The organism is Nitrosomonas sp. sh817 (genome assembly GCF_030908545.1).
Lineage (GTDB): Bacteria > Pseudomonadota > Gammaproteobacteria > Burkholderiales > Nitrosomonadaceae > Nitrosomonas.
Genome location: NZ_CP133083.1, coordinates 460420 through 485255, shown reverse-complemented (window position 1 = coordinate 485255; position 24836 = coordinate 460420). Strand labels below are relative to the sequence as shown.

Genomic DNA, 24836 nt, shown 5'->3' with positions numbered 1-24836 from the left:
CAAGCGGCTTGCCACATTGGATGGCACTTAGAAATCCACTTATTGTATTGATATTTGGAGCTTCTTGATGCCTTAGCAGTCTTGCATTGCATCTCGCCCGGCGAATTAACAACGCTTTAGCTATCCGTTTTCAATCACATTGAATTTTGAATTGCGTAAAGACTTAATCCCATCAGTGCCTGAGGAAATAAACCAAGAGCCAGAACAGCTAAGCCATTTGCACTTAATAGGATTTTTACATCACTATTGGGCATTAACGGCTCATCAGTCTCTGGTTCATCAAAGTACATCAATTTAATGATACGCAAGTAATAAAATGCGCCAATTAAAGAAAATAGAACGGCTACAACCGCTAACCACACAAAACCAGCATTTACTACAGCTTGCAGCACAGCAAATTTCGCATAAAAACCAATCATCGGTGGAATTCCAGCCAAAGAAAGCATCAATAATAGTGTTATAAATGCATACCATGCATTTCTTTTGCTCAATCCTTTAAAATCATTGATATCCTCAGCCTCGAACCCACTTCTGCACAACACCATGATCATCGCAAAAGTACCTAGCGTCATCAATACATAAGCAATCACATAAAAAAGGGCAGAGCTATAACCATTTGAGTCCGCACTAATAAAACCCAACAGCAAAAAACCCATGTGAGAAATAGTTGAATACGCGAGCATCCGTTTGATATTTGCTTGGGCTATCGCTGCAATATTTCCAACTGCCATTGATAAAACCGCCAATATCACCAGCATGCCTTGCCAATCCGCTACCATTTCCCCCATGCCTTCAACCAGCAATCGCATCACAAATCCAAATGCAGCCAATTTAGGTGCAGAGCCAATAAATAACGTGACTGCGGTAGGAGAGCCTTGATATACATCCGGCGCCCACATATGGAAAGGCGCCGCGCTTAATTTGAAACTAATGCCAGCGACAATGAATACCAAACCAACTACTAAGACTTCTCTACTACTTGCTTCGCTTTGAATAATTTGAGTAAGCTGTGAAACATGCAATGTTCCCGTTGCGCCGTATACCAGCGACATGCCATACAGCAAAAATCCTGATGCCAGAGCACCCAATACAAAGAACTTCATCGCCGCTTCCGTAGCAATCTGTGACTCGCGCCGAAGCGCAACCAATGCATACAGGGAAAGCGACAATAATTCCAATCCTATATAGAGCGTGAGAAAATGACTGGCAGATATCATAACCATCATGCCCAATGTCGCAAAAAGGATCAAACTAAAGAACTCTCCACGCAACATGCCTCGATCGCTGATATAGGAATGCGAATATATCAATACTGCCGATACCGTTCCATACACCATTAACTTAAGAATATCCGCCATTGCATCATCCACATACATACCAGAGAACGTATGGTTCATTTCTGTGGAGAAAGATATAAAAGTCAGCAATGCGCATCCGAACAATGTAATTTGTGTCAACAGATAAGCCACATGGCGTCGGTTATCGCCAGCAGTTAAATCAGCCAACATTACTACACACACCATAATGAGCATAAAGATCTCTGAGGAAGCCGGTGCGAAATCAGGTGGTATGAAATTCATTAACTCTAAATCCTTATTGCTAGATATCCTTTGAGATCACTATTACAGTTTACTGGTGCTGACGTGTATTAATAAGTGATCAATCGTAGTATGCATGACTTCAACGAGTGGGAATGGATAGACGCCGATCCATAGCACAAAAATGGCTAAAGTTGCCAATATCATAAACTCGCGTTTTGAAATATCTTGCAATCCTTCCACCGCTGAATTAGCCACGGCGCCAAATATCACCCGCTTATACATCCATAATGTATAAGCTGCGCCAAAAATCAGAGTTGTAGCAGCCAAGAATGCATACCAGAAATTAATCTGAATCGCGCTCATGATAACCATAAACTCACCGACGAACCCGCTTGTTCCTGGAAGCCCGGCATTTGCCATCGCGAACAACATAAAAAAAGCTGCGAAAGCAGGCATCTTATTAACAACTCCGCCATAATCCGCAATTTGGCGCGAATGCAATCGATCATATAATACACCTACACAAAGGAACATCGCACCGGAAATAAATCCATGCGAGATCATCTGCACCATGGCACCTTCGATGCCATAGGAGTTGAATAAGAAGAAACCTAAAGTGACAAACCCCATATGCGCAACTGATGAATAAGCTATCAGTTTTTTCATGTCAGTTTGCATCAAAGCTATTAAACCAATGTAAACCACAGCAATTAATGACAAGACGATCATCATATCAGCTAAATAAACACTGGCATCCGGTGCAATTGGTAAAGAAAATCTTAAAAAACCATAACCGCCCAATTTAAGCAAAATTGCAGCCAGAACGACTGAACCACCAGTAGGCGCTTCAACGTGCGCATCTGGCAGCCAGGTATGCACAGGCCACATCGGAACCTTAACTGCAAATGCCAACAGAAATGCGATAAATATGAATATTTGCGCTGTTAATGGTATCGACAGCTTATGATAGTCTTCAATTGAAAAACTTCCTTCAGACATCCCATATAAATAAATAAATGCGATGAGCATTAATAAGGAACCCAACAAAGTGTACAGAAAAAACTTGATCGCAGCGTAAACTCTATTTGGGCCTCCCCAAATACCGATGATCAGAAACATCGGTATCAACGAGGCTTCCCAAAATACATAAAACAAAATTGCATCCAGAGAAGAAAAAACTCCGTTTACAATTCCAGACATGACGAGAAATGCCCCCATATATTGGGATACGCGCTGTTTAATGACTTCCCAACCCGCCACAACGACTATGGGTGTTATAAAACAATTTAGTAAAATCAACGGCATTGAGATTCCATCAACACCCACATGATAATAAACATTAAAACGCTCAAACCAGACATATTTTTCTTCAAATTGCATCGAACTGGTTGCAATGTCAAAGCCGCTATAAAGTGGGATTGCCACTAAAAAACCTAGTATCGATCCAACCAGAGAAATCCAACGGGCAATCTGGACATTACTATCATTACCGGTCGCAAATACTGCGATACCAAAAATAATTGGCAGCCAAATAATTAAACTGAGTAGTGGGAATTCAAACGACATTCTTATTCCGTTTTATTTATTAAAATCTTATGATTTTTCGATCGGTGCTAAATCCCATCATTGATGCCTGCTTTGACATTATGAAATTGCAGAGTTAGTAAAGCCAAAATGTCAAAATGACAAATATTCCAACAATCATTGTAAATGCATAATGATAGATATAACCGGTTTGATAACGTCGCACAAGTGCAGCGGTCAGAGACACTACTTTCGCTGTTCCATTAACAAAAAAACCGTCGATTACTTTGACATCACCGAACTTCCAAAGAATTGTCCCTAAAGACCGAGTGCCTCCAGCGAATAACCATGAGTAAAGCTCATCTATATAATATTTTCGATCCAGCAGTGTAAAGATTGGAGCGCAACTGCTTTTAATTTTTGCTGGAAGATCAACTCTATAACTATATAAATACCAGGCTGTCAAAATACCGGCTACTGACAGCCAAAACGGCGCCGTTGAGAAAGCATGTAAAATCATGCCACCAATTCCCGTGAATTCCGCACCTAATTTCACAATCGCCTCATGCTCCGATGAAACATGAATCACATTATTAAAATAATCACCAAAAACTACCGGGCCAATGAACCATCCAGCGCCTATTGTAGGAATCGCCAAAATTATTAGGGGTAAGGTTACAACCCATGGAGATTCGTGTAAATGATCTCTCGTATGTTTATCCATTCGAGGTTGACCGTGGAATGTCATAAATATAAGTCGAAAAGTATACAAAGCAGTTACAAATACAGTGGTAAGCACACAAAAATAGGCAAAACCGACGCCGGGTATATTGGCAAAGTGAACAGCTTCGATAATCACGTCTTTAGAGAAAAATCCTGAAAACCCAGGCACACCAGCACTAGCCAATGCTGCTATGAACATTGTCCAATAGGTAATAGGCATATATTTTTTTAGCCCGCCCATATTTTGCATATTCTGTTCATGATGCATCGCAATGATGACAGAACCCGCACCAAGGAATAACACTGCTTTAAAAAACGCATGAGTCATCAAATGAAAAATTGCAGCAGAGTAAGCTGATGCGCCTAGCGCAACTGTCATATAACCCAATTGTGAAAGTGTTGAATACGCCACCACCCGCTTAATATCGGTTTGAACGACAGCAACAAGCGCCATAAACAATGTGGTGATGCCGCCAATCACCAAGATTGTTGACAAAGCAGTCTCTGATAATTCAAACAATGGAGACATTCGCGCAACCATGAAAATGCCTGCTGTCACCATAGTTGCTGCGTGGATTAATGCAGAAATCGGGGTTGGCCCCTCCATTGAGTCGGGTAACCACACGTGCAATGGGAATTGCGCCGATTTCCCCATCGCTCCAACAAATAACAGAATGCATATTACTGTTATAACTAACCACGAGAACCCCGGAATAACTTCAATTGATTGTTCGGTTAATTCCGGCGCTTTCGCAAAAACTGTTGCGTAATCAAGGGTTCCAAAATACATCAATACTAGTGCAATCCCGAGGAGGAAACCAAAATCACCTACCCGGTTCACTAAAAACGCTTTCAAATTAGCATAAACGGCAGTTGGCCGGGTATACCAAAACCCGATCAACAAATACGAGACAAGTCCGACAGCTTCCCAACCAAAAAACAATTGTAGAAAATTGTTCGACATTACCAACATCATCATCGAGAAGGTAAACAACGAAATATAACTAAAGAAGCGCTGATAACCGGGATCATCATGCATATAACCGATGGTATAAATATGAACCATCAGAGAAACTAGGCTAACAACAATCATCATTGTTGCTGATAGTTGATCAATTAAGAAACCAATTTCGAATCGGGTATCACCGGATACTAGCCAAGTATACACGCTACCGTTGTAGCTATTGCCATCTAAAACATCTAGAAAAATAAAAATCGATGATATCAGAGAAACAAAAACTAAAGAGATCGTAACGCGATGGCTCCAAGTACGTCCGATATATCGACCAAATAAGCCAGCAATAATTGATCCTAATAGCGGAGCTAATGGCACCAGTAAGTAGAGTGTTTGCATCGCAAGTAATTATTAATTCTTTTAATAAATAGGCTTTTTAAAGATAAAACTAGCCCTTCAGTTTATCGAGATCGTCAACATTAATTGTGCGCATATTGCGAAAAAGCACGACCAATATAGCTAAACCTATCGCTGATTCCGCTGCAGCAACAGTCAAAATAAAAAACACAAAAATTTGTCCCGAGATATCCTGCAGATAATGGGAAAAGGCCACAAAATTCATATTGACTGCCAGTAACATCAATTCAATTGACATTAATAGAATAATCACATTTTTCCGGTTGAGAAATATCCCAACCAAGCCGATCGCAAATAAAATTGCACCAAGTACCAAATAATGAGATAACGAAACCAAGTCAAAGTCCTTTTTTATTCCATTGATGCTAGCAAAATTGCAGTCATTCTTTTTTTTCTGCTGACATCGTCACTATGCGTAATCGATCTTCTTTTCTAATCTTAACTTGCTTCGATGGGTTCGGTGATCTTTTATCTTCCCGGTGTCGGAGCGTTAATGCAATGGCTGCAATCATTGCCACAAGCAAAAGAACTGCTGCTAATTCGAATGCATAAACGTATTCGGTGTAAAGCAAACGTCCCAATTCTCGGGTATTACTGTAGTCTGCGCCTTGAGGATTAGGATTAGGCATCTCTTCTAATCCAAAATGTCTTCCCATGAATACTGCCGACATTTCAGCAATCATAATCACTGAAATAATGGCACCAAATGGAAACCATTTCCAGAAACCCTCACGTAATCTATCAAGATTGATATCTAGCATCATCACTACAAACAAAAACAACACCATTACTGCACCTACATATACCAAAACCAAAGTTATCGCGAGAAACTCAGCTTCAAGCAACAACCACAAGCCTGCACAGGTCACAAATGCCAATACAAGCAATAATGCGGAATTAACCGGATTTCTTACGGTAATTACACCGAGTGCGGACACTATAAGAACAGTCGAGAAAAAATAGAATAAATAATCTTGAAAATTCATTTGTAGTAATGAGCTGAATTAACGATAACGCGCATCTGCTTCACGGTCTTTTGCGATCTGTTCTTCGTATCGATCACCAATAGCTAATAACATTTCCTTCGTATAAATTAAATCACCCCTTTTTTCACCGTGATATTCCAGAATACGTGTTTCAACAATTGAATCCACCGGGCAAGATTCCTCACAAAAACCGCAAAAAATACATTTACTTAAATCAATATCGTAGCGTGTTGTACGTCTGGTTCCATCTGCTCGCTGCTCGGAATCTATAGTAATAGCCATCGCTGGACAGACTGCTTCACACAATTTGCATGCAATACAACGCTCTTCTCCGTTTGGATAACGACGCAATGCATGCAAGCCGCGAAAGCGTGGCGACTGCGGGGTTTTTTCCTCTGGAAAATGCACAGTGATCTTAGGCTTAAAAAGATAACGCCCTGTGACTGCCATGCCTTTTAACAATTCGAATAATAAAAAAGTACTAAAAAATTTTTTAATGCGATCCATTGTACTATCTCTATATTAAAACCAAATATTCAATGGAAACGAATTTCTCATTGATTCTGGTAATTGCATTATGAAACCTAAGAGCACAATCCACACTAGTGTAATCGGGATAAATATTTTCCAGCCTAATCTCATTATTTGATCATAGCGATAACGCGGAAACGTTGCTCGAAACCAAAGAAAGAAAAATAAAATAAATGCAATTTTCAGCAACAACCAAACAAATCCTGGAATAAGTGTAAATGGCGCCATATCAAGCGGAGCCAACCATCCTCCCAGAAACATAATTGACGTCAACGTTGCAACCAGAATCATATTTGAATATTCGGCCAAAAAGAACACTGTAAATGCCATGCCGGAATAATCCACATGAAAGCCAGCGACAATTTCTGATTCGCCTTCTGCGACGTCGAATGGAGCACGATTTGTTTCAGCCACGCCTGAAATCAGATAAACCAGAAACATGGGAAACAGAGGTATTAAATACCAATTCAACATACTATCACCCTGTTGCCCGTTAACAATATCACCCAAATTTAAACTCTGAGACATCATTAGCACACATACCAGAGCAAACCCCATCGCCAATTCGTATGAAACTACTTGCGCGGCAGAACGCATTGCGCCTAGGAAAGCATATTTTGAATTCGATGCCCACCCTGCAATAATGATGCCGTATATGCCCATCGAAGTCATAGCCAAAATATAGAGCAAACCCGCATTGATATCGGCTAACACTAATTCCGGTGAAAATGGAATAACTGCCCACGCCGCCAATGCAGGCATAATGGTTAATACAGGTGCAAGAATAAACAGAAATTTATTAGCGCCATTAGGAATAATAATTTCCTTCATGATTGCTTTTACTGCATCAGCAATTGGCTGCCCCCACCCCCTCAACCACGGAATCCCAAAGAAAGTTACCCTATTAGGACCGACACGAACCTGCATATAAGCGATTATTTTACGCTCCGCGAATGTTAGATATGCGACGCCAAGGAGCAATGGAACAACAATAGCAAAAATAAAAAACAGATTAGTTGTCAGAGAAAACAACATCATTCCCCATTCTCCGCCAAATATCTCAACAAACAATTGCTCAAAGTTCTCCATCAATTGGCTCCATCAACACCCATTATATTTTTTCTACTTCTAATTCACCGAATAATGCACCCAAACCATAAGTCCTTGGATGAGAACCAGCTAGGCGAATGCAATTAAATGGCAGTTTTTCATCATGAGCGGTTTCTATGGACAAAGATTTCTCACCTTGTTTGATTATAATTTGATCGCCTGCTTTTACCCCAAATTTCTCCAGCATTGCTGTAGTCATCCATGCTTTTGGAGGAGCAGCGTCTTGAGTACATTGGAGAGATTCAGCGCGCCGCACAATTGGATCAGCTTGGTAAGTCGGTACCTCACCGATGCGCTGTATCCCATGCACTTCACTTATAGTCAAAGTTCCGTCAATATTTTTCAAATTATTATTTAGATATTTATTAACTTCAATACCTGACGGAAAAATCTCCTCTCGAACTTGCTCGGAAGTTTCATAATTAAATCCTTCTAAGTCGAGCAAATTGGCCAATACCCTTAGAACCTTCCAACCCGGGCGTGCATCACCAAGCGGTGATACCACTCCATTGAAACTTTGTATTTTCCCCTCAGTATTTACAAAAGTTCCAGATGTTTCGCTAAAAGGTGTAATTGGCAAAAGCACATCAGCATATTCTTTTGCATTCCCTTGGTAGATGTTTAACGATACAACAAAATCGCTGGATTGAATGGTTTCTAGGGCTTTCGGAGAATCATAGGTATCAAATTCAGGCTCTATATTCATTAATACAAAAGCTCTACATTTATCATTTTTATCATTTTGGTAACCGAGCATCTCAGCAGCATTTAAACCGGATTGGAGATTACCAACTCGCATCGGTAATGGAAAAGTGCTAATTTCTGGCACAGCACCTGCCAAATATGCGCCGACACTATTGGCAGCTTCCCCCAAAACCCCAAAACTTGCTCCAGTTATCTCTGCAATCAGACTTGTGAGTATTCTAAGTGACGAATAATCTGGATGATGCTGTGATAAGTTACCCAAATAAACTGCGGCTGGTGCATTCTCAATCAAACTGGACGCAATCGCAAAAGCATCTGCCGAACTTGATACATTTGCTACATCAATATACTTTTTAATCGCTTGTGCTTGTTCACTCCCTTTAATTTCGGCAGCGGCTTTTAAAATTTCGCTCAACACTTTGGCCATAGAAGCAGGAGCAACGATGATTTTATTCTTAACTCTAGTTAACAAATCATCGTCCAATGGATTTACGATGTTCAATTCCATTCCGTTCTTAACTGCCTGACGCAGACGCTGAGCAATTAGAGGATGATCTTTACGAAGCGTGCTTCCAATAATCAACGCGGATCTTAGCTGCGATATTTCCGCAATGCTCGTACCTAACCATGGGATACCTTGCAGTTTTTCATCAACGCGAAAATCGGACTGGCGTAATCGGTGATCAACGTTTCCACTTCCCATTGCTCGTAACAACTGTTGCAGCAAATAAAGCTCTTCCGTCGTACTATGCGCCGATCCTAATGCAGCAATGCTTTCTGCGCCATGCTTTTGCTTGACAGATTTCAGCGCTTGAGCCGTAAATTCCAATGCTTCGGGCCAATCACATTCAGACCATTGCCCATCCCGCTTGATCATTGGACGCGTTAGTCTGTCTTCTGAATTCAAACCTTCATAAGAGAAGCGGTCTTTGTCCGATAACCAGCATTCATTAATTGCTTCGTTATCACGCGGGAGCACACGCATGACACGATTCTGCTTGACTTGCACAACCAAATTTGAACCTAATCCACAATGAGGACTGATGGATTTGCGTCGAGATAATTCCCATGTACGTGCCGAATAGCGAAATGGTTTACTTACCAGCGCGCCAACCGGACATAAATCAATAACATTCCCTGACAATTCAGAATCAACGGTTTTACCAACAAAAGATAGTATCTCAGAGTGTTCTCCCCGCCCTGCCATTCCGAGTTCCATTATCCCCGCAATTTCCTGACCAAACCTTACACAGCGGGTACAGTGTATGCACCGCGTCATATCCGTCGATATCAGCGGGCCAAGATTCTTATTAACAACAACTCTCTTGGTTTCTGTGTAACGCGAGCCACTTGCTCCATAACCAACCGCAAGATCTTGCAGTTGGCATTCTCCACCTTGATCGCAAATCGGACAATCAAGCGGATGGTTTATGAGGAGAAATTCCATAACCCCTTTTTGAGCATTCACGGCTTGCTGCGAGTGGGTATATACCTTCATACCATCCATGACCGGAGTTGCGCAAGCGGGCAGAGGCTTCGGAGCTTTCTCTACTTGCACCAAACACATACGGCAATTCGCTGCTATCGACAATTTTTTATGATAGCAAAAATGGGGAATATATACGCCTATCTGCTTTGCACCGTCCATAATGGTGCTTCCTTTCGGAACAGACACTTGCTTACCGTCGATTTCGATATTGACCATCGGTTAAAATTCTTGGGTTAATTACGAGTATTAAGTTCAATATGTTTGATAATTAAAATAATCAAACCATGCATTTCTTATGTTCTATATGATATGAAAATTCATCGCGAAAATGCTGAATCATGGCACGCACTGGCATTGCAGCCGCATCACCTAGAGCGCAAATTGTTCGACCTTGAATGTTATCTGCAATGTTATCGAGCAAATCCAGATCTTCTGGGCGCCCCTTACCATGCTCAATCCGGTTCACGATTCGATACAACCACCCGGTCCCTTCACGACATGGCGTGCATTGTCCGCAAGATTCTTCGAAGTAAAAATATGACAAACGCTCCAATGCTCTAACCATGCAAGTAGTTTCATCCATGATGATAACCGCCCCAGAACCTAACATGGAACCAGCCTTTGCAATCGAGTCATAATCCATATCCGTTTGCAACATTACATCACCAGGTAATACCGGCATGGACGATCCGCCTGGAATACACGCTTTTAACTTCCGATCTCCGCGCATTCCACCCGCCAATTCCAATAATTCAGCAAATGGAGTTCCAAGTGGAATTTCGTAATTTCCAGGCTTATTTACATGACCAGACACCGAGAATAATTTGGTGCCTCCGTTATTAGGTTTTCCGAGCTGAAGATATTTCTCGCCACTGTTCCGAATGATCCATGGAACGGATGAAAAAGTTTCAGTATTATTAATCGTAGTTGGCTTTCCATATAAACCATAGTTAGCCGGAAATGGCGGCTTAAAACGCGGCTGACCTTTTTTACCCTCAATGGATTCTAGAAGTGCAGTTTCTTCTCCACAAATATAAGCACCATAGCCATGATGATTGAACAATTGGAAACTAAATGCCGATCCCAGAATATTATTTCCTAGATAACCTGCAGCACGTGCCTCATCAATCGCTTCTTCCATTCTTTCATAGGTTTCCCAAATCTCGCCGTGAATATAGTTATAGCCAGCTTTCGCACCCATCGCGTAGGCCGCGATTATCATTCCTTCGATCAACAAATGCGGATTGTAATGTAATATATCCCTATCCTTAAACGTACCGGGTTCACCTTCATCAGAATTGCAAACAATGTATTTATCCCCTTCATACCCCTTAGGCATGAAGCTCCACTTTAACCCAGTAGGAAACCCTGCGCCGCCTCTGCCACGAAGTGCTGATTTTTTAACTTCTTCGATAATTTCTTCTGGAGTAATCTTTTTTGCCAGAACCTTTCTAAGAGCCGCATAGCCTTCCCGCTGTTCATAGCTTTTTAGGCGCCAATTATCCTTATCATTCCGATCTACACCATTCATCAAAGTTAGTGGATACTGATTCATTTGCTCAGCTCCTCCAACAATTGATCGATCTGCTCATTCGACATGAAACTACACATCCGTTTATTGTTTACTAACAAAACAGGAGCATCGCCACAAGCACCAAAGCACTCCCCTTCCTTCAGGGTAAATTGTCCATCCGGCGTAGTCTGATTAAACTCAATCCCGAGTTTTTTCTTTAGATATGCAGCAGTATCGTTACTACCTGAAAGCGCGCAGGGCAGATTGGTACAAACTGTAATTTTATATTTCCCCACAGGCTGCAGGTTATACATATTATAAAATGAGGCTACCTCATAGACCGCAATGGGCGGCATACCTAAGTATTCTGCTACAAAATTCATGGTTTCATTAGCTAACCAGCCTTTCTCATCTTGTGCGATTGCAAGAGCCGACATCACTGCTGATTGCTTTTGATCTGCTGGATATTTTGCAATCTCGCGATCTATTTTTTTTAGAGATTCTGCACTTAACATCGTTATCTATCTATTTCACCAAATACTATATCTTGAGTGCCGATAATTGCGACTACATCAGATATCATATGTCCCCGCGACATCTCATCCAATGCAGCCAAATGTGCAAATCCTGGCGCGCGAATCTTTAACCTATAAGGCTTATTGGCCCCATCAGATACCAGATAAATCCCAAATTCACCCTTTGGATGTTCGACCGCCACATAAGCTTCACCTGGGGGAACGTGAATTCCTTCAGTAAAAAGCTTGAAATGATGAATCATTTCTTCCATATTTTGCTTCATCGCAACACGCGATGGTGGCGCAACTTTATGATTGTCAGTAATCACTGGGCCAGGATTTTTCCTTAACCAATCAACACATTGCTTGATAATACGGTTTGATTGACGGAATTCTTCCATACGCACCAGATAACGATCGTAACAATCGCCATTAACACCCACCGGAATGTCAAATTCGAGACGATCGTAAACTTCATAAGGTTGTTTTTTCCTAAGATCCCATTCCACACCTGAACCACGCAACATAGGTCCTGTAAAACCTAATGCCTTGGCTCGCTCAGGTGAAACAATGCCAATATCAACCAAACGTTGCTTCCAAATTCTGTTATCAGTTAATAATGTTTCATATTCATCCACATAGGCAGGGAAGCGATTGGTAAAATCTTCAATAAAATCGAGCAAAGAACCTTCTCTATTCACATTTCTCAATCGAGTTTGCTTTTCATCATGAATTTTTGATGATTGATACTTAGGCATCGTATCCGGTAAATCCCGATATACGCCTCCAGGCCGATAATATGCAGCATGCATCCGCGCACCTGATACCGCCTCATAACAATCCATCAGATCTTCCCTTTCTCGGAAAGCATACAGAAACATTGTCATGGCACCCACATCCAGAGCATGTGCACCAATCCATAGCAAATGGTTAAGTATGCGGGTAATTTCATCAAACATCACCCGTATGTATTGCGCTCTAACTGGCACGTCAATCTGCAACAACTTCTCAATAGCCATGACATACGCATGCTCATTCACCATCATCGACACATAATCCAATCGATCCATATAGGGAACCGATTGCAGATATGTCTTATTCTCCGCCAATTTCTCGGTCGCTCGATGTAATAAGCCGATATGCGGGTCCGCTCGTCGAACAACTTCACCATCCAGCTCCAGCACCAGCCGCAAAACGCCGTGGGCTGCCGGATGTTGCGGGCCAAAATTCATGGTGTAATTACGTATCTCTGCCATAAGTCACTTACTAAAATCTTTCTTCAATACATTGTGCAATTAGAATTGGATACATTTTATGTTTCACAATCACCATAGAACTCTTCCCTTCGGACAAGTGGAGTGATTTCTCGCGGCTCTATACTTACAGGTTGATAAATAACACGCTTCTGCTGTTCATCATAGCGCATCTCTACGTAACCAGTTAACGGAAAATCTTTTCGAAAAGGATTTCCAACAAAACCATAATCAGTCAGAATTCTACGTAAATCGGGATGGTTTGCAAAAACAATTCCATAAAGATCAAATGCTTCGCGCTCAAACCAATTGGCGACCGGCCAAATGTCTGTTACTGAATCAATTACCGGAAATTCATTACCATCAGCAAGCACTCTCACCCGCAGTCTGCGATTTTTCTCCACAGAAAGCAAATGATAAATTACTGCGAATCGCTTATTACTAACGTTTAGTTTATCTGATAAGCCTCTACCATACGTCAAATAATCTATTCCACACAAATCAATCAATGTATCAAAGCGAAGCGCAACATCATCGCGCAGTATTTTACTAACAGCGAATATATCTATTGCTTCCACTGCAATGGTAAGCTCATCATGCTGCTGATGCAATTCAACGAGCTTTTCACCGAGTACACTGGTTAAAATTTCCGAGAATTTATTTTGTTGTGAAATATTCATTTGGAATTAGCGTGCAATTGTGTTCGTTCTATTTATCTTATTTTGCAGCTGTATGATTCCGTACAATAAGGCCTCAGCAGTTGGCGGACATCCTGGAACATAAATATCAACAGGCACGACACGATCACAACCACGTACCACTGAGTATGAGTAGTGATAGTATCCCCCGCCATTGGCACAGGATCCCATCGAGATTACCCAACGCGGCTCGGCCATTTGATCATAGACCTTCCGTAACGCCGGCGCCATCTTATTGCACAATGTGCCTGCCACAATCATTACATCTGATTGACGCGGACTAGGCCGAAACACTATCCCAAAACGATCAAGATCATAACGCGACGCACCTGTCTCCATCATCTCTACCGCACAACAGGCCAACCCGAATGTCATCGGCCACAATGAACCAGTCCGGCCCCAGTTAATGATAGAGTCAAGGCTTGTAGTCACAAACCCTTTGTCAATAGTTCCTTCTATACTCATGCTATCAGTCCCACTCCAACGCACCCTTCATCCATTCGTATATAAAACCGACTACCAGGATGCTTAAGAAGATCATCATTGCCATAAAGCCAAACATACCAATTTCATCAATGACAATTGCCCATGGGAATAAAAATGCAATCTCCAAATCAAATAAAATGAATAAGATAGCAACCAGATAATAGCGCACATCAAACTTCATCCGAGCATCCTCGAAGGCTTCAAAACCACATTCATACGGAGATAATTTCTCATTATCGGGTCTGTTTGGTGCCAACAACCAACCACAGAGCATTGGTACCACACCAACCAGAAAGCCAACTATCAGGAACAATAAAATTGAAAAATAATTTTCTAGCATTTTTATTAACTTATGATGATTTACTTATTTTTTATCAAAGCATAAACAGATTATCGATGTGCCGACGGCGAGAGTCGAACTCGCACAGCTTTCGCCACCGCCCCCTCAAGACGGCGTGTCTACCAATTTCACCACGTCGGCGGCAAAAAACTACGCGACTATCGTTCTATAAGCTATCGAAAATAAAATCTATGTTAATCGGGTATTTTATTTGCTTTTGAGTTGTCATCATTCTCTGGAACAGTTTTCCTGTTTTCTGCTGTGCTTTCCTCATCAACATTCGAGTCCGCGGAATCCACTGACACTTCCGATTGCTCCATGATACTCATCACACTTCCACTCTCGTTTCGGTTAGCCGAGAAATACGTCAAGCTCATGCTTGTTACAAAAAACATCGCCGCTACAAAACCAGTGGCCCGACTTAAAAAGGTCGCAGAACCACTAGGCCCAAATAGACTACCTGCCGAACCACTGCCGAATGCCGCCCCCATGTCTGCACCTTTGCCATGCTGCAATAATACCAAAATTACCAACACAACGGCTAGCAATACGTGTACTCCCCAAACCAAAATCTCCAAGTTGTCACTCCAAAAAATTAATTCCCTACAGCTTGACAAATCGCTACAAAATCACTTGCAATCAAAGAAGCGCCACCTATCAGGCCACCATCGATGTCCGGCATTGCAAATAATTGAGCCGCATTATTAGCCTTGACGCTACCACCATATAGAACAATTAGCTCTTTAGCAGTATTTGAATTCTGCTTAGAAATAAACGATCTGATAAACATATGCACATCTTGCGCTTGCTGCGGCTCCGCTGTTTTTCCGGTACCAATAGCCCAAACCGGTTCATAAGCAATCACAGCTTTACACAATGATTCAATACCGGCCGAATCTATAACAGCTGTTAACTGTTCTTCAATAATTCTTTCCGTCACTCCTGCTTCACGTTGCTCCAGTGTCTCTCCAACGCACAATATAGGTATTAAACCAGCCTTTTGAACTGTCACATACTTTTCTGCAACTATATGACTGGTTTCTCCAAATAAAGCTCTCCTTTCGGAGTGCCCGACTATTACATACCGACACTCAAAATCGTTTAGCATCGATGCCGATATTTCTCCTGTATAAGCCCCTTTTTCATATTGACTGACATTCTGAGCACCCAACGCAATATTGGTATTTTGCAATAAGTTTTTAACTGAAGGAAGATAGGGATAAGGCACGCATACTGCAAAATCGCCATCACGGACTCCGTTCAGTCCTTTTATAACATCATCCAGTAACTGTTTATTTGTTACCAGGCTACCATGCATCTTCCAATTACCAGCAACTAACTTCCTACGCATTTGCTGCCACCCCAATACTAAAATCGGCGATCGTACCGTTGATTCCCCCCCAAGTCAATCAAATCTCTATCCTAACTCTAATTTGTTTTTGTCTTATCAGAAATACATTGTCAATCTAGAAATTCAGAAAGTTATTTGTTTTTATTCCTACAAATATTTAATTATTTTCATAAACTTATCTCAAATCACCCTATTTTAATCTATCCGAATCTTCCCGTAATATAATCTTCAGTTTGCTTATTTTTTGGTTTGATAAAAATCGTATCAGTTACATTAAATTCAATTAATTCTCCCAAGTACATATAGGCCGTGTAGTCAGAAACTCGAGCAGCCTGTTGCATATTATGAGTAACTATGAGAATAGTAACCTTATTTTTCAGATCCGTAATTAATTCCTCGATACTTGCCGTCGCAATTGGATCAAGCGCCGAAGTCGGTTCATCAAATAACAGTATCTCAGGATCTGTCGCCAATGCCCGCGCTATGCACAAGCGTTGCTGCTGCCCTCCCGAAAGATTGAAAGCAAGATCATGCAAGCGATCTTTCACTTCATCCCATAATGCCGAATTGCGCAATGCAATTTCGATTTTTTCATCTAGAATGGCGCGCTGCTTGATGCCTCGAACACGTAAACCATAAGCAACATTTTCATAGATTGATTTTGGAAAAGGATTCGGTTTCTGAAAAACCATGCTAATTCTCATGCGCACTTCGATAGGATCTACACTAGCTGCCAATATGTTCACATTATCGGGATAGAGAATTATCTGCCCATCGTATCGATTTCCCGGATACAAATCATGCATTCGGTTAAAACAGCGCAGAAATGTCGATTTTCCACACCCTGAAGGTCCAATCAGTGCTGTAATCTTTTTATCATGCAAGACCATATCAATCTTTTTTAGCGCATTAAAGCTACCATAAAAAAAACTGAGATCTTTCACTTCGGATTTATATTTTACTGTCTCTATAGATCTGTCTAAATCATTCTGCATATTTTTCTTACCACTTAATATTTTTCCGCATCCGATACCGCAAATAGATAGCCAATCCGTTCATAGCAAGTGTCATTGCGACCAAGACCAATCCCGCAGCGGCTGCATTCAATTGAAATGCTTCTTCGGGACGGGACACCCAGTTAAACATCTGTATTGGCATAACCGTAAAAGGTGCTGTCAACCATTCAAAAGATAAGTATGGAAAATCATTCTTAATCGGGGATGGTGGCAGGAATGCGATAAATGTTAAAGCACCGATCGTTATAATAGGAGCAGTTTCCCCGATGGCTCGAGCCAAACCGATAATAATTCCTGTCAGGATCCCGGCGGATGAATAGGGAAGCAAATGATCCGATACGGTCTGCCATTTTGTGGCACCAAGCGCATACGCGCCTTCTCTGATAGATACTGGAATTGATCTTATCGCTTCGCGCGTGGCTACAATAACGACAGGAAGTATTAGAAGCGCCAATGCCAAGCCTGCCGCTAAAATACTCTGTCCAAAACCTAATTGATAAACAAATAGACCCAGTGCAAGCAACCCATAGATGATCGAAGGAACGCCCGCCAAATTGGTCACATTAATTTCAATTATTTCCGTCAGCATGTTCTTGGGGGCGTATTCTTCGAGATATACCCCGGATCCTATCCCCAGCGGTACTGCAGCAACGGCCGTAACCAACATTACCAAAGTGGTTCCAACCCATGCAGACAAAATCCCCGCAGACTCGGGTCTGCGTGAAGGAAATGATGTAAAGAAATCCAGTGACAAACGCGGCAACCCTTCAATTAGCATGTGCAAAAATAAAGCCATGAAAGTCAAAACAGCAATCATCAATGCAACAATACCTGTAATCAAAAAAATCAAATCCCATTTCTTATGCAGATTGATTATTCTTCTGATCTCATCCAGATTATTAACGCTTTTCATTGTGCCAGTTTATCTCTAAGTGTTTTCGTTAGCTGAATCTCTTGACTAGCTATTAGCATCCAATTTACCCGTTTTTAAAGATCAATATATCTCACGAAATTTCTTGCGTAGCACGTGGCCGATGATATTAAACACCAGTGTAATTATCAGCAGTGTCAATCCTGCAGCAAAGATCGTTTGATAGCCGATACTGCCATGCGGCAAATCCCCCAAGCTCACTTGCACAATATATGCAGTGATCGTCGCTGCAGGTTCCATGGGATTCCATGTCAAATTGGGTTGCATGCCCGCAGCAATTGCTACCACCATCGTTTCTCCCACGGCTCGTGAAATTCCTAGTATATAAGCTGCGGCAATCCCGGAAAATGCTGCTGGCATAACAACTCGAATAGCAGTCTGGAATCTTGTCGCCCCCATCGCATAAGACCCTTCACGCAAATTCATTGGTACTGCCCGCATTGCATCTTCGGTCATTGAGCTGACATAAGGAATAATCATAATCCCCATGACTAGCCCGGCAGACAATAAATTGAACCCGGGTAATTCAGGAAAAATTTTTTGCAGCAAAGGGGTTACAAACAATAGAGCAAAGTATCCGTAAACTACCGTCGGTACTCCGCCAAGCAGTTCAAGAAATGGTTTAGCCATTTCGCGAATGGTAAATGGCGCGAACTCGGATAGATAGATTGCAATGATTGTTCCCATCGGAAGCGCAACCAACAAAGCGATTAATGAACTAACCACTGTGCCTGACACCAAAGGTAAAATCCCATAGTGCGCATCAGCAAATAGCGGCGTCCATTGCGTATCGGTCAGAAAATCCCAGATCGACACGTGTTGAAAAAAAATTATGGACTCTTTCAGCAGCATCATGATAATTGCAAGCATGATTACTATCGATAAAGCTGCTGACAAGAAAAGAAAAGATTCTATAAATCTTTCATGAATTCGCCGGCGAAAGCTATAACCAAGTTTACCAGCATCCAAAATTATTTTTTTATTGTGTGACTTATCTGCCACAGCGGGACCCTTCTACGAATTACAGCATTATAGTAAGAGAGATGCCAAAGAATTAGCAGCTTTCTTGGCTTATTACTTATTTATGAATGAGTGTTTGATCGACTCATCAAACACTTGAGAATCAATTAAATAATAAAAACTTAAATTTTTTGACTATTCTTTCACACTATATAAAAAATTCTGGAGATTACGCAATCTCCAGAATTTTTCTCTTTTACTAATGAACCAAAACCTGTTTCAGAAGAATAACTGCCACTTACTCCTCGTCATCCTCGTCATCTTCATCACTTTGGGATTCTCCGGCTTCATTTGCGCCAGATTCCCCCTCGTCTTCATCCTCTTCGTCTTCCTCGTCCCCATCTTCATCACTGTCTTCATCTTTCTTCAGCACCATCTTGCCAGCTGCCAAACTCGCATTCAAGTCCGTCATCGGCGCTTCTTCATGTACTAAATTCTGATGACAGTCTATGCACGTCGCACCTTCCGTCTTTAACTTCTTGTGCGCTTCCTGTGCATCCGCTCCCGGTGGATTCGGGTCTTTATGACAGTCTCTGCACGTCACACTGTCCCATTTCTTCAGATTCATCCGCGCATCATGCGCCATGATCAATCGCCGCTCGTTAAACTTCTCCAGCGTCGAGTAGTCATTGATCAGTTCTAAGTACAGTTCCCGCGCACCATCCACCGCATGGGTATACAGCGCTAAGTGAAAGTTCTTGAATCCTTGCGGTATATGACAGTCCTTGCAGCCAGGATTGACGCCCAACGCGCCATAATGCGTCGATTGCTTCAGTTCCGTTTGCGTGTAGGTCATCGAGTGACAACTGGTGCAGAATTCTTCGGTTGAGAGTGCCGCTTCTCCACCAAATACTACCGCTACCAGCAATATCCCGAGTAACCCGCCTGTCAGTAGCGTGCCTATCGCTCCTTTTTGTATCCCTGTCATTACTCTTTCCCTTTACCTTTTTTGTCCGCTGTTTTTTCCTTAGCGCTTGCTTGGAATTCATCGTGATACTTGAATTTCGGTTCGCCTACGAAAGTGCCGTCCAGTTTGTAGTGTTCGTGCATCGCTTTGACGTCTTTGACCATCTTGTCAAAGTCAAACTTGTATTTCGCGTCTACTTCCGGTGTGAACGGTGTGTACGGTGCTTTCGCGCCTTTCCACGGTGAACCTTCGTAGTTTAAGTGACAGGCTGCACAGGCTTCTTCAAAATGAAAGTCTTGTCCTTTGTCTGCAACCACTTTACGCTGTGTGGTGGTGCCTTTGCTTTCAAATGCTTGACCTGCTTTGCGGTGATCTCCTCGGTAGTTCTTGCCGCCGCCATGACAGGATTCACAGCCAACCGCCGCGAGTGGCTTTTTCGCTGTTTCAATGGTGTAGCCGCCTTTCTTACCCCAGCCGTCAACGTGACAGCCTACGCAGTCTTTATCTTGCGTGTAGTCTTTGTCCGGATCCAGCTTCGCTTTGATCTTGGCTTCTTTGCGGGCGCCAGGCTTTAATGATTCCATCGCCTTGGCATGCGCGGTGTCTTTCCAGGATTTCGCTTGCGATTTGTGGCAGGAGCTGCATTTGGTGCGTCCTTCAAAATCCGCCAGTGCCGCACTGGAAAATAATGCCGCTGCCAATATTGATAGTATGTATGCGATCGGGTGTTTCATCCTTCCTCCTTTATGCTTTATGCTTTTTTAATCCAATTCCGATGGCTTCGTATTGTACGCTATCGTCCGTTTGTGTAAATGACTATGTGGCCGCTTTGCGCCTTTTTTGTTGTGCCGGTGTTGTACTTTCTTTGCGTTCTTTTGTGTTCCCTGAGTCCTTGCTGTTCTCTACGGCAGTTTGTATACCCAGTAGCCGCCTTGTTGATAGATCAGCTGCGCCAGTTCCAGTTCTGTCGGTGCTGGTTTGTCTACAAACGGCAACATTCTGGCCAGCAATGTTTGGCTGCTCTTTTCGTCGCTTAGGAAGAATACCCGGATTTCATTGTCCGACAACGATTGCAGGGTGTAGGTGTCAAAGTTGTTTTCCTTCACCTGTACTTTCATTTGGTTGATGAGGCCGTGCATGTTGCCTGTCATCGGGAAGTTTTGATAGGCGACGCCAATTTCTTCCGGGTACATGAGTCCCAGTTTGTATAAGTCGGTTACGTGTACGATCAGGTAGGTTTCCCGGTCGGATCCTATCAGTTGCCGCAGTTGTTTGATGCCTTCTTCCGCTGGCGCCGCTAGTGCCCCGCTGAATTGTTTGAAGCGTTCCAGTTCTTTGGCGTCGGGTTTGCTTTCCCAGAATTGTTTTTCATACGCCCTTATCGCTTCACTTTGTTCCAGCCAGGGTACCGGTATCATGAGCGGTTCGTTCAGGTGGCTGGTAAAAAAGGTGTCGCGTCCGGTGAGTAGTTTGATTTGCCGTGAGGTGTCCCACCAGCTGAGTATCAATGCGTCTTTCGGTGCGTATTTGCTGATTGCGGTTGCCAGTACCGTCAGTTCCGATGGCTTGCGGTCGAAGTTATAGAGTACTTCGTTGGTGCTGTTCTTCCAGTAAATCAATACCGGGGGCTCAGCGTTTTGTTGGGCGACGATAAATTCCGCGATCGGTTTGTCGATTCCTTCCGCTTTGACTTTGTATTCGCTTAGCTTCAGCTCAGGCCAGTCTTCCAGCCCCATTTTGCCGAATTTTTGCACATCGCCTTCCGCTATCAGTTGGTATTGATAAGGCGCCGGTATCGGTTTAAACCAAAGATAGGCAAACCAGCCTAACAAAAGCAAACCTCCCGTCACCAGGAGTATCCCTAATGACGGGAGCAGCTTGTCTCCCGATCGCACTACTTTGGTAGTGCGATCTGTCGTGTCAGCGCCTATCAAGCTTCGCTTTGCTTACGTCTGCGCCAGCCTGCCAGTGCCAGTGTTCCGGCCAGTAGCATGCCACCACCTAAACCGCCCAGAGAGATTTTCTCTGCTGTGCCGTCTAAGTCGAGTAAGCTGGTTTTCTTGTTTTCAAGATTTTTAACACGTTCTTGCAGTGCAACCATTTCACGGATGCGGGTGTTTTCGTCTTGAATTTCAACATACGCGCGGTTGATCGGTCCCCAACCTTCGGTGTAAGTCCATCCACCTGGGTTGACGTGCGCCAATCCTACGTGCATCTTGGCCAGGTCGTTTTCGTGCATTTCCAGTACTTTCAGCTCGATCGCCGCTGGGCTGTTGCCTTTCGACCAGAACAGTTGCGCAAAGTAGGCGTAACCTTCTTTTTCCGGTGCCGGTGGTGCAGGACGGTTGGTTTTTTGTCCTGTCAACAGGCCTTCTTTATACAGTTGATGTACGATTGCGTTGGCTTCCTGGTATTTCGCCAGCCCTTCCAGGGTGCCTTTGTCCATCAGTTCCAGGTAAGAGCGTGCAAAACGTTCGGAGTGGCATTGGGTACACGTGACTACCCATGAGTCCAATCGCGCTTCCGACCATTCGCTTCTGATGTTTTCCGCTATGCCCGGTACAAACGGATAGTTTGCCCAGCGGATCTTTCTTACCATGTTATGGCTGTATTCGCCTTCGTATTCCATGTGGCAGCCCGCACAGGTCGGTGCGTTTTGTCCACCTACTGCATAGGCGTCTTTCAGCGGTGCTTCCCAGTTCCATTTGTCGCCCAGCATCGATACCATCTTGCCGTGCTTGGACATCGAGTACGCCTCCCAGTTGTTGTGGTCTACACCGCTATGACAGGTAGCACAGGCTTCCGGTTTGCGCGATTCCGCTGCCGAGAATTCGTGGCGGGTGTGGCAGGAGTCACATTTGTTTTGGTTGGTGTGGCACATCGAGCAGCCTTCCGCTACTTCTCGTTGTGGCATCGCCGCCCATACCGTGGTCTCTACGTTGGCTTTGTAGTCCAGCGCGTGCGATGGACGTCCATCCGGCCATTGGTCATGCGGCCAGATCATCGTGTCTCTTTCCGATTCACGTTCGACAAATTCCGCCAAGTGACAGGTGCCGCACACATCCGCTGTCGGCATGATGATGTCTTTGGTGTGATCCGCTTTTTTCTTCGCGTTCGGTTCTACGTGGCAGTCGATACAGCCGACTTCTTTCAGGTTCTCACCTTCCGCCAGTTTGCCCATCGAGCGAAGGTTCTTTTCTACTTCTTCCAGTTTGGCTTTCTTGTAAAAAGTCGGATCGCTCGGTTTTAAGTTACGCACCTTGTCCAAGTTCGCATGGGTGCTGCGTTTCCATGCTTGTACCCAGACCGGTGATTCGTCCGTATGGCATTCCACGCATTCCTTACGGCTCGCTATTTCTTTGTTTGTGGTCGGCGATTTGTAAAATGTCGCCGGGTCTAAATAAATCCCGTACGGTATCGGTTCCCAGTATTGCGCCAGTGTGCCGCGCCCGGCTCCTTGTTCAGGATCCTTGTAACGCTTCACTACCGCTTCATATAATTCCTTCGGCGATACTTTCTCCCGATCCAGCTTCAGCGCTTCGTACAGCTCGTTCGGCACACTCGGTATGTTCCCCGCTTGCAATCCCCCTGCTATCACGAGCCCTAACATCAGCGCCCCTTTCTTCAGCCAGCTCTTGGCATTCATCTCTCTCTCCTTTGGTTTTCCATCTTTCTTTTTCCTTTCCTTCCCATCTTCTTCTTGTTATTAACTACTCCGGTCTTCCTAATCCTTAAACCCGCTCAGGACTCGCCCCCTAGACTACTGAGTCATCCACCTACTGTCAAGATTTTTGGAATGCATAAATAGCAAGCAGAAAGATCAATTTATAAATCTTTCCATTTGACTCAAAAGATTACATTCAGCATGAGAAAGAATCGCATTTGCACTCAAAAATACTGAAAATGTAACCTACAAAAAGCGACTTTGAAGAGCGCTAAAAATCGTCCGATCGTACCGCGCTGAAATCAGGTTTAAATGCTCATTTACCATTCGTAACCAACATTTTTACCTGATTTCGTCTTTTCAGATTTTTTTAAGCCGCAGTTCCTGATGCTTTCTTGCGGCTGTAAAAGTAATAGCCTGCACCACCACCGACAACCAGCAGCAACAGTGCAATTTCCATCACACCCAAGCCGCCGCCATGACTGCCGTGACCGCCACCTTTACCGACATTCAGCGGGATACTCACAACGGTTTTCATGTTGCCAGCACCATCGTCTCTTTCCAGCAGGATATTATATCTGCCGCGTTCGGTCAGATTGGTGGCAATCACAATAATTCCGGATTTATGAATCATCGGTGGCAAGTAATAATTGTCATGTTCCATGGCGCCATGCGTTGGATCCGCATGTTTGTCACCCACATGCGTACCGTGATCCATGCCTTCATGATCGGAATGATCCATACCTTCATGATCCGAATGATCCATTTCTTTTTCAGGCGCTTTCTGCTCAGCAGCGCCATGCTTGCCACCATGTCCGCCATGCCCTCCTCCGTGCCCTTCCAGAACGACCCGGACAGCCAGAGGCGTATCACGCGCACGCTGATCACGCGGCAATTCAATCGTCAAATTCACTTTACCGGGGCTGGGTAAGTTCTCGCAATAAGAGTGCATCGGCGGAATATTGCCTTCCGGAACTTCATAGGCGCTGAACGTCACCGGAAACTCCCCGGTATTAATCGTACAACCACCCGCATCATGATGTCCTTCGTGCGCAAGCATCAATTGTGCCTGCGCCGGCAATGCAAATAATGAAACCAGAACTGCACTGCCTAATTTTGTAGCCCAACCCGTTTTAGAACCTAACTTCATATTTTCTCCAA

24 protein-coding genes and 1 tRNA gene are annotated in these 24836 nt (G+C 43.4%); all 25 read right to left on the bottom strand.

The window, feature by feature from the left end; all coding sequences use genetic code 11:
* Positions 1 to 134: 134 nt before the first annotated feature.
* Entirely contained in the window at positions 135 to 1580 is a 1446-nt protein-coding gene (gene nuoN / locus RBH92_RS02320) for an NADH-quinone oxidoreductase subunit NuoN (RefSeq protein ID WP_307933090.1), read from the bottom strand.
* A 42-nt stretch (positions 1581 to 1622) separates the two neighbouring features.
* Positions 1623 to 3107, bottom strand: coding sequence for an NADH-quinone oxidoreductase subunit M (locus RBH92_RS02315; protein ID WP_307933089.1), 1485 nt, complete (start codon positions 3105 to 3107; stop codon positions 1623 to 1625).
* Between the two features lie 94 nt (positions 3108 to 3201).
* Positions 3202 to 5142: an NADH-quinone oxidoreductase subunit L gene (gene nuoL / locus RBH92_RS02310; RefSeq protein WP_307933088.1), complete on the bottom strand. Its 1941-nt coding sequence runs from the start codon at positions 5140 to 5142 to the stop codon at positions 3202 to 3204.
* Positions 5143 to 5191: 49 nt separating this feature from the next.
* The gene (gene nuoK / locus RBH92_RS02305; protein WP_013966893.1) at positions 5192 to 5497 is read right to left on the bottom strand and encodes an NADH-quinone oxidoreductase subunit NuoK; all 306 of its coding nucleotides are present in this window, start codon (positions 5495 to 5497) and stop codon (positions 5192 to 5194) included.
* A gap of 43 nt (positions 5498 to 5540) precedes the next feature.
* Complete coding sequence (locus RBH92_RS02300; protein ID WP_307933087.1) at positions 5541 to 6146, bottom strand: NADH-quinone oxidoreductase subunit J; 606 nt, start codon at positions 6144 to 6146, stop codon at positions 5541 to 5543.
* A gap of 18 nt (positions 6147 to 6164) precedes the next feature.
* On the bottom strand, positions 6165 to 6653 hold the full coding sequence (gene nuoI, locus RBH92_RS02295) for an NADH-quinone oxidoreductase subunit NuoI (protein ID WP_132429016.1): 489 nt from the start codon (positions 6651 to 6653) through the stop codon (positions 6165 to 6167).
* Positions 6654 to 6668: 15 nt separating this feature from the next.
* Positions 6669 to 7766, bottom strand: a complete 1098-nt coding sequence (gene nuoH, locus RBH92_RS02290; RefSeq protein ID WP_307933086.1) for an NADH-quinone oxidoreductase subunit NuoH — start codon at positions 7764 to 7766, stop codon at positions 6669 to 6671.
* A 22-nt stretch (positions 7767 to 7788) separates the two neighbouring features.
* Complete coding sequence (nuoG, locus tag RBH92_RS02285; protein ID WP_307933085.1) at positions 7789 to 10197, bottom strand: NADH-quinone oxidoreductase subunit NuoG; 2409 nt, start codon at positions 10195 to 10197, stop codon at positions 7789 to 7791.
* Between the two features lie 61 nt (positions 10198 to 10258).
* Positions 10259 to 11536 carry an NADH-quinone oxidoreductase subunit NuoF gene (nuoF, locus tag RBH92_RS02280; RefSeq protein WP_307933084.1) on the bottom strand — a complete coding sequence of 426 codons (1278 nt, stop codon included), beginning with the start codon at positions 11534 to 11536 and terminating at the stop codon, positions 10259 to 10261.
* Positions 11533 to 12009 carry an NADH-quinone oxidoreductase subunit NuoE gene (gene nuoE / locus RBH92_RS02275; protein WP_307933083.1) on the bottom strand — a complete coding sequence of 159 codons (477 nt, stop codon included), beginning with the start codon at positions 12007 to 12009 and terminating at the stop codon, positions 11533 to 11535. Before nuoE ends, nuoF begins: the two co-directional genes overlap by 4 nt.
* Before the next feature lie 2 nt (positions 12010 to 12011).
* On the bottom strand, positions 12012 to 13265 hold the full coding sequence (locus tag RBH92_RS02270; protein ID WP_307933082.1) for an NADH-quinone oxidoreductase subunit D: 1254 nt from the start codon (positions 13263 to 13265) through the stop codon (positions 12012 to 12014).
* Between the two features lie 56 nt (positions 13266 to 13321).
* On the bottom strand, positions 13322 to 13942 hold the full coding sequence (locus RBH92_RS02265; protein WP_307933081.1) for an NADH-quinone oxidoreductase subunit C: 621 nt from the start codon (positions 13940 to 13942) through the stop codon (positions 13322 to 13324).
* 6 nt (positions 13943 to 13948) lie between these two features.
* Positions 13949 to 14425, bottom strand: coding sequence for a NuoB/complex I 20 kDa subunit family protein (locus tag RBH92_RS02260; RefSeq protein WP_292924833.1), 477 nt, complete (start codon positions 14423 to 14425; stop codon positions 13949 to 13951).
* Between the two features lie 4 nt (positions 14426 to 14429).
* The gene (locus RBH92_RS02255) at positions 14430 to 14786 is read right to left on the bottom strand and encodes an NADH-quinone oxidoreductase subunit A (RefSeq protein ID WP_307933080.1); all 357 of its coding nucleotides are present in this window, start codon (positions 14784 to 14786) and stop codon (positions 14430 to 14432) included.
* 59 nt (positions 14787 to 14845) lie between these two features.
* Positions 14846 to 14927, bottom strand: a tRNA-Leu gene (locus RBH92_RS02250).
* Positions 14928 to 14980: 53 nt separating this feature from the next.
* Positions 14981 to 15364, bottom strand: a complete 384-nt coding sequence (gene secG, locus RBH92_RS02245; RefSeq protein ID WP_307933079.1) for a preprotein translocase subunit SecG — start codon at positions 15362 to 15364, stop codon at positions 14981 to 14983.
* A 17-nt stretch (positions 15365 to 15381) separates the two neighbouring features.
* Positions 15382 to 16137 carry a triose-phosphate isomerase gene (gene tpiA / locus RBH92_RS02240; RefSeq protein ID WP_307933078.1) on the bottom strand — a complete coding sequence of 252 codons (756 nt, stop codon included), beginning with the start codon at positions 16135 to 16137 and terminating at the stop codon, positions 15382 to 15384.
* Positions 16138 to 16337: 200 nt separating this feature from the next.
* The gene (gene pstB, locus RBH92_RS02235) at positions 16338 to 17132 is read right to left on the bottom strand and encodes a phosphate ABC transporter ATP-binding protein PstB (protein WP_307933077.1); all 795 of its coding nucleotides are present in this window, start codon (positions 17130 to 17132) and stop codon (positions 16338 to 16340) included.
* Between the two features lie 7 nt (positions 17133 to 17139).
* Positions 17140 to 18066: a phosphate ABC transporter permease PstA gene (gene pstA, locus RBH92_RS02230; protein WP_307933076.1), complete on the bottom strand. Its 927-nt coding sequence runs from the start codon at positions 18064 to 18066 to the stop codon at positions 17140 to 17142.
* An 81-nt stretch (positions 18067 to 18147) separates the two neighbouring features.
* Positions 18148 to 19059: a phosphate ABC transporter permease subunit PstC gene (pstC, locus tag RBH92_RS02225; protein WP_374049955.1), complete on the bottom strand. Its 912-nt coding sequence runs from the start codon at positions 19057 to 19059 to the stop codon at positions 18148 to 18150.
* Positions 19060 to 19342: 283 nt separating this feature from the next.
* Positions 19343 to 20032 (bottom strand): NapC/NirT family cytochrome c, encoded by a 690-nt coding sequence (locus RBH92_RS02220; RefSeq protein WP_307931833.1) that lies wholly within the window; start codon positions 20030 to 20032, stop codon positions 19343 to 19345.
* A complete protein-coding gene (cycA, locus tag RBH92_RS02215) occupies positions 20032 to 20745 on the bottom strand; it encodes a cytochrome c-550 CycA (protein WP_307931834.1) in 714 nt (237 codons plus the stop codon). Before cycA ends, RBH92_RS02220 begins: the two co-directional genes overlap by 1 nt.
* Before the next feature lie 168 nt (positions 20746 to 20913).
* On the bottom strand, positions 20914 to 21945 hold the full coding sequence (gene haoB / locus RBH92_RS02210; RefSeq protein ID WP_307932964.1) for a hydroxylamine oxidation protein HaoB: 1032 nt from the start codon (positions 21943 to 21945) through the stop codon (positions 20914 to 20916).
* Positions 21942 to 23657, bottom strand: coding sequence for a multiheme c-type cytochrome (locus RBH92_RS02205; protein ID WP_307933074.1), 1716 nt, complete (start codon positions 23655 to 23657; stop codon positions 21942 to 21944). The genes haoB and RBH92_RS02205 overlap by 4 nt, the downstream gene beginning before the upstream one ends.
* A gap of 388 nt (positions 23658 to 24045) precedes the next feature.
* The gene (locus RBH92_RS02200) at positions 24046 to 24825 is read right to left on the bottom strand and encodes a hypothetical protein (RefSeq protein WP_307933073.1); all 780 of its coding nucleotides are present in this window, start codon (positions 24823 to 24825) and stop codon (positions 24046 to 24048) included.
* Between the last annotated feature and the right edge of the window lie 11 nt (positions 24826 to 24836).

Coding starts and splice junctions, on each gene's coding strand:
- nuoN (WP_307933090.1), bottom strand. CDS start 1,580: ATGAATTTCATACCACCTGATTTCGCACCGGCTTCCTCAGAGATCTTT.
- RBH92_RS02315 (WP_307933089.1), bottom strand. CDS start 3,107: ATGTCGTTTGAATTCCCACTACTCAGTTTAATTATTTGGCTGCCAATT.
- nuoL (WP_307933088.1), bottom strand. CDS start 5,142: ATGCAAACACTCTACTTACTGGTGCCATTAGCTCCGCTATTAGGATCA.
- RBH92_RS02300 (WP_307933087.1), bottom strand. CDS start 6,146: ATGAATTTTCAAGATTATTTATTCTATTTTTTCTCGACTGTTCTTATA.
- nuoI (WP_132429016.1), bottom strand. CDS start 6,653: ATGGATCGCATTAAAAAATTTTTTAGTACTTTTTTATTATTCGAATTG.
- nuoH (WP_307933086.1), bottom strand. CDS start 7,766: ATGGAGAACTTTGAGCAATTGTTTGTTGAGATATTTGGCGGAGAATGG.
- nuoG (WP_307933085.1), bottom strand. CDS start 10,197: ATGGTCAATATCGAAATCGACGGTAAGCAAGTGTCTGTTCCGAAAGGA.
- nuoF (WP_307933084.1), bottom strand. CDS start 11,536: ATGAATCAGTATCCACTAACTTTGATGAATGGTGTAGATCGGAATGAT.
- nuoE (WP_307933083.1), bottom strand. CDS start 12,009: ATGTTAAGTGCAGAATCTCTAAAAAAAATAGATCGCGAGATTGCAAAA.
- RBH92_RS02270 (WP_307933082.1), bottom strand. CDS start 13,265: ATGGCAGAGATACGTAATTACACCATGAATTTTGGCCCGCAACATCCG.
- RBH92_RS02265 (WP_307933081.1), bottom strand. CDS start 13,942: ATGAATATTTCACAACAAAATAAATTCTCGGAAATTTTAACCAGTGTA.
- RBH92_RS02260 (WP_292924833.1), bottom strand. CDS start 14,425: ATGAGTATAGAAGGAACTATTGACAAAGGGTTTGTGACTACAAGCCTT.
- RBH92_RS02255 (WP_307933080.1), bottom strand. CDS start 14,786: ATGCTAGAAAATTATTTTTCAATTTTATTGTTCCTGATAGTTGGCTTT.
- tpiA (WP_307933078.1), bottom strand. CDS start 16,137: ATGCGTAGGAAGTTAGTTGCTGGTAATTGGAAGATGCATGGTAGCCTG.
- pstB (WP_307933077.1), bottom strand. CDS start 17,132: ATGCAGAATGATTTAGACAGATCTATAGAGACAGTAAAATATAAATCC.
- pstA (WP_307933076.1), bottom strand. CDS start 18,066: ATGAAAAGCGTTAATAATCTGGATGAGATCAGAAGAATAATCAATCTG.
- RBH92_RS02220 (WP_307931833.1), bottom strand. CDS start 20,032: ATGACAGGGATACAAAAAGGAGCGATAGGCACGCTACTGACAGGCGGG.
- cycA (WP_307931834.1), bottom strand. CDS start 20,745: ATGAAACACCCGATCGCATACATACTATCAATATTGGCAGCGGCATTA.
- RBH92_RS02205 (WP_307933074.1), bottom strand. CDS start 23,657: ATGAATGCCAAGAGCTGGCTGAAGAAAGGGGCGCTGATGTTAGGGCTC.
- RBH92_RS02200 (WP_307933073.1), bottom strand. CDS start 24,825: ATGAAGTTAGGTTCTAAAACGGGTTGGGCTACAAAATTAGGCAGTGCA.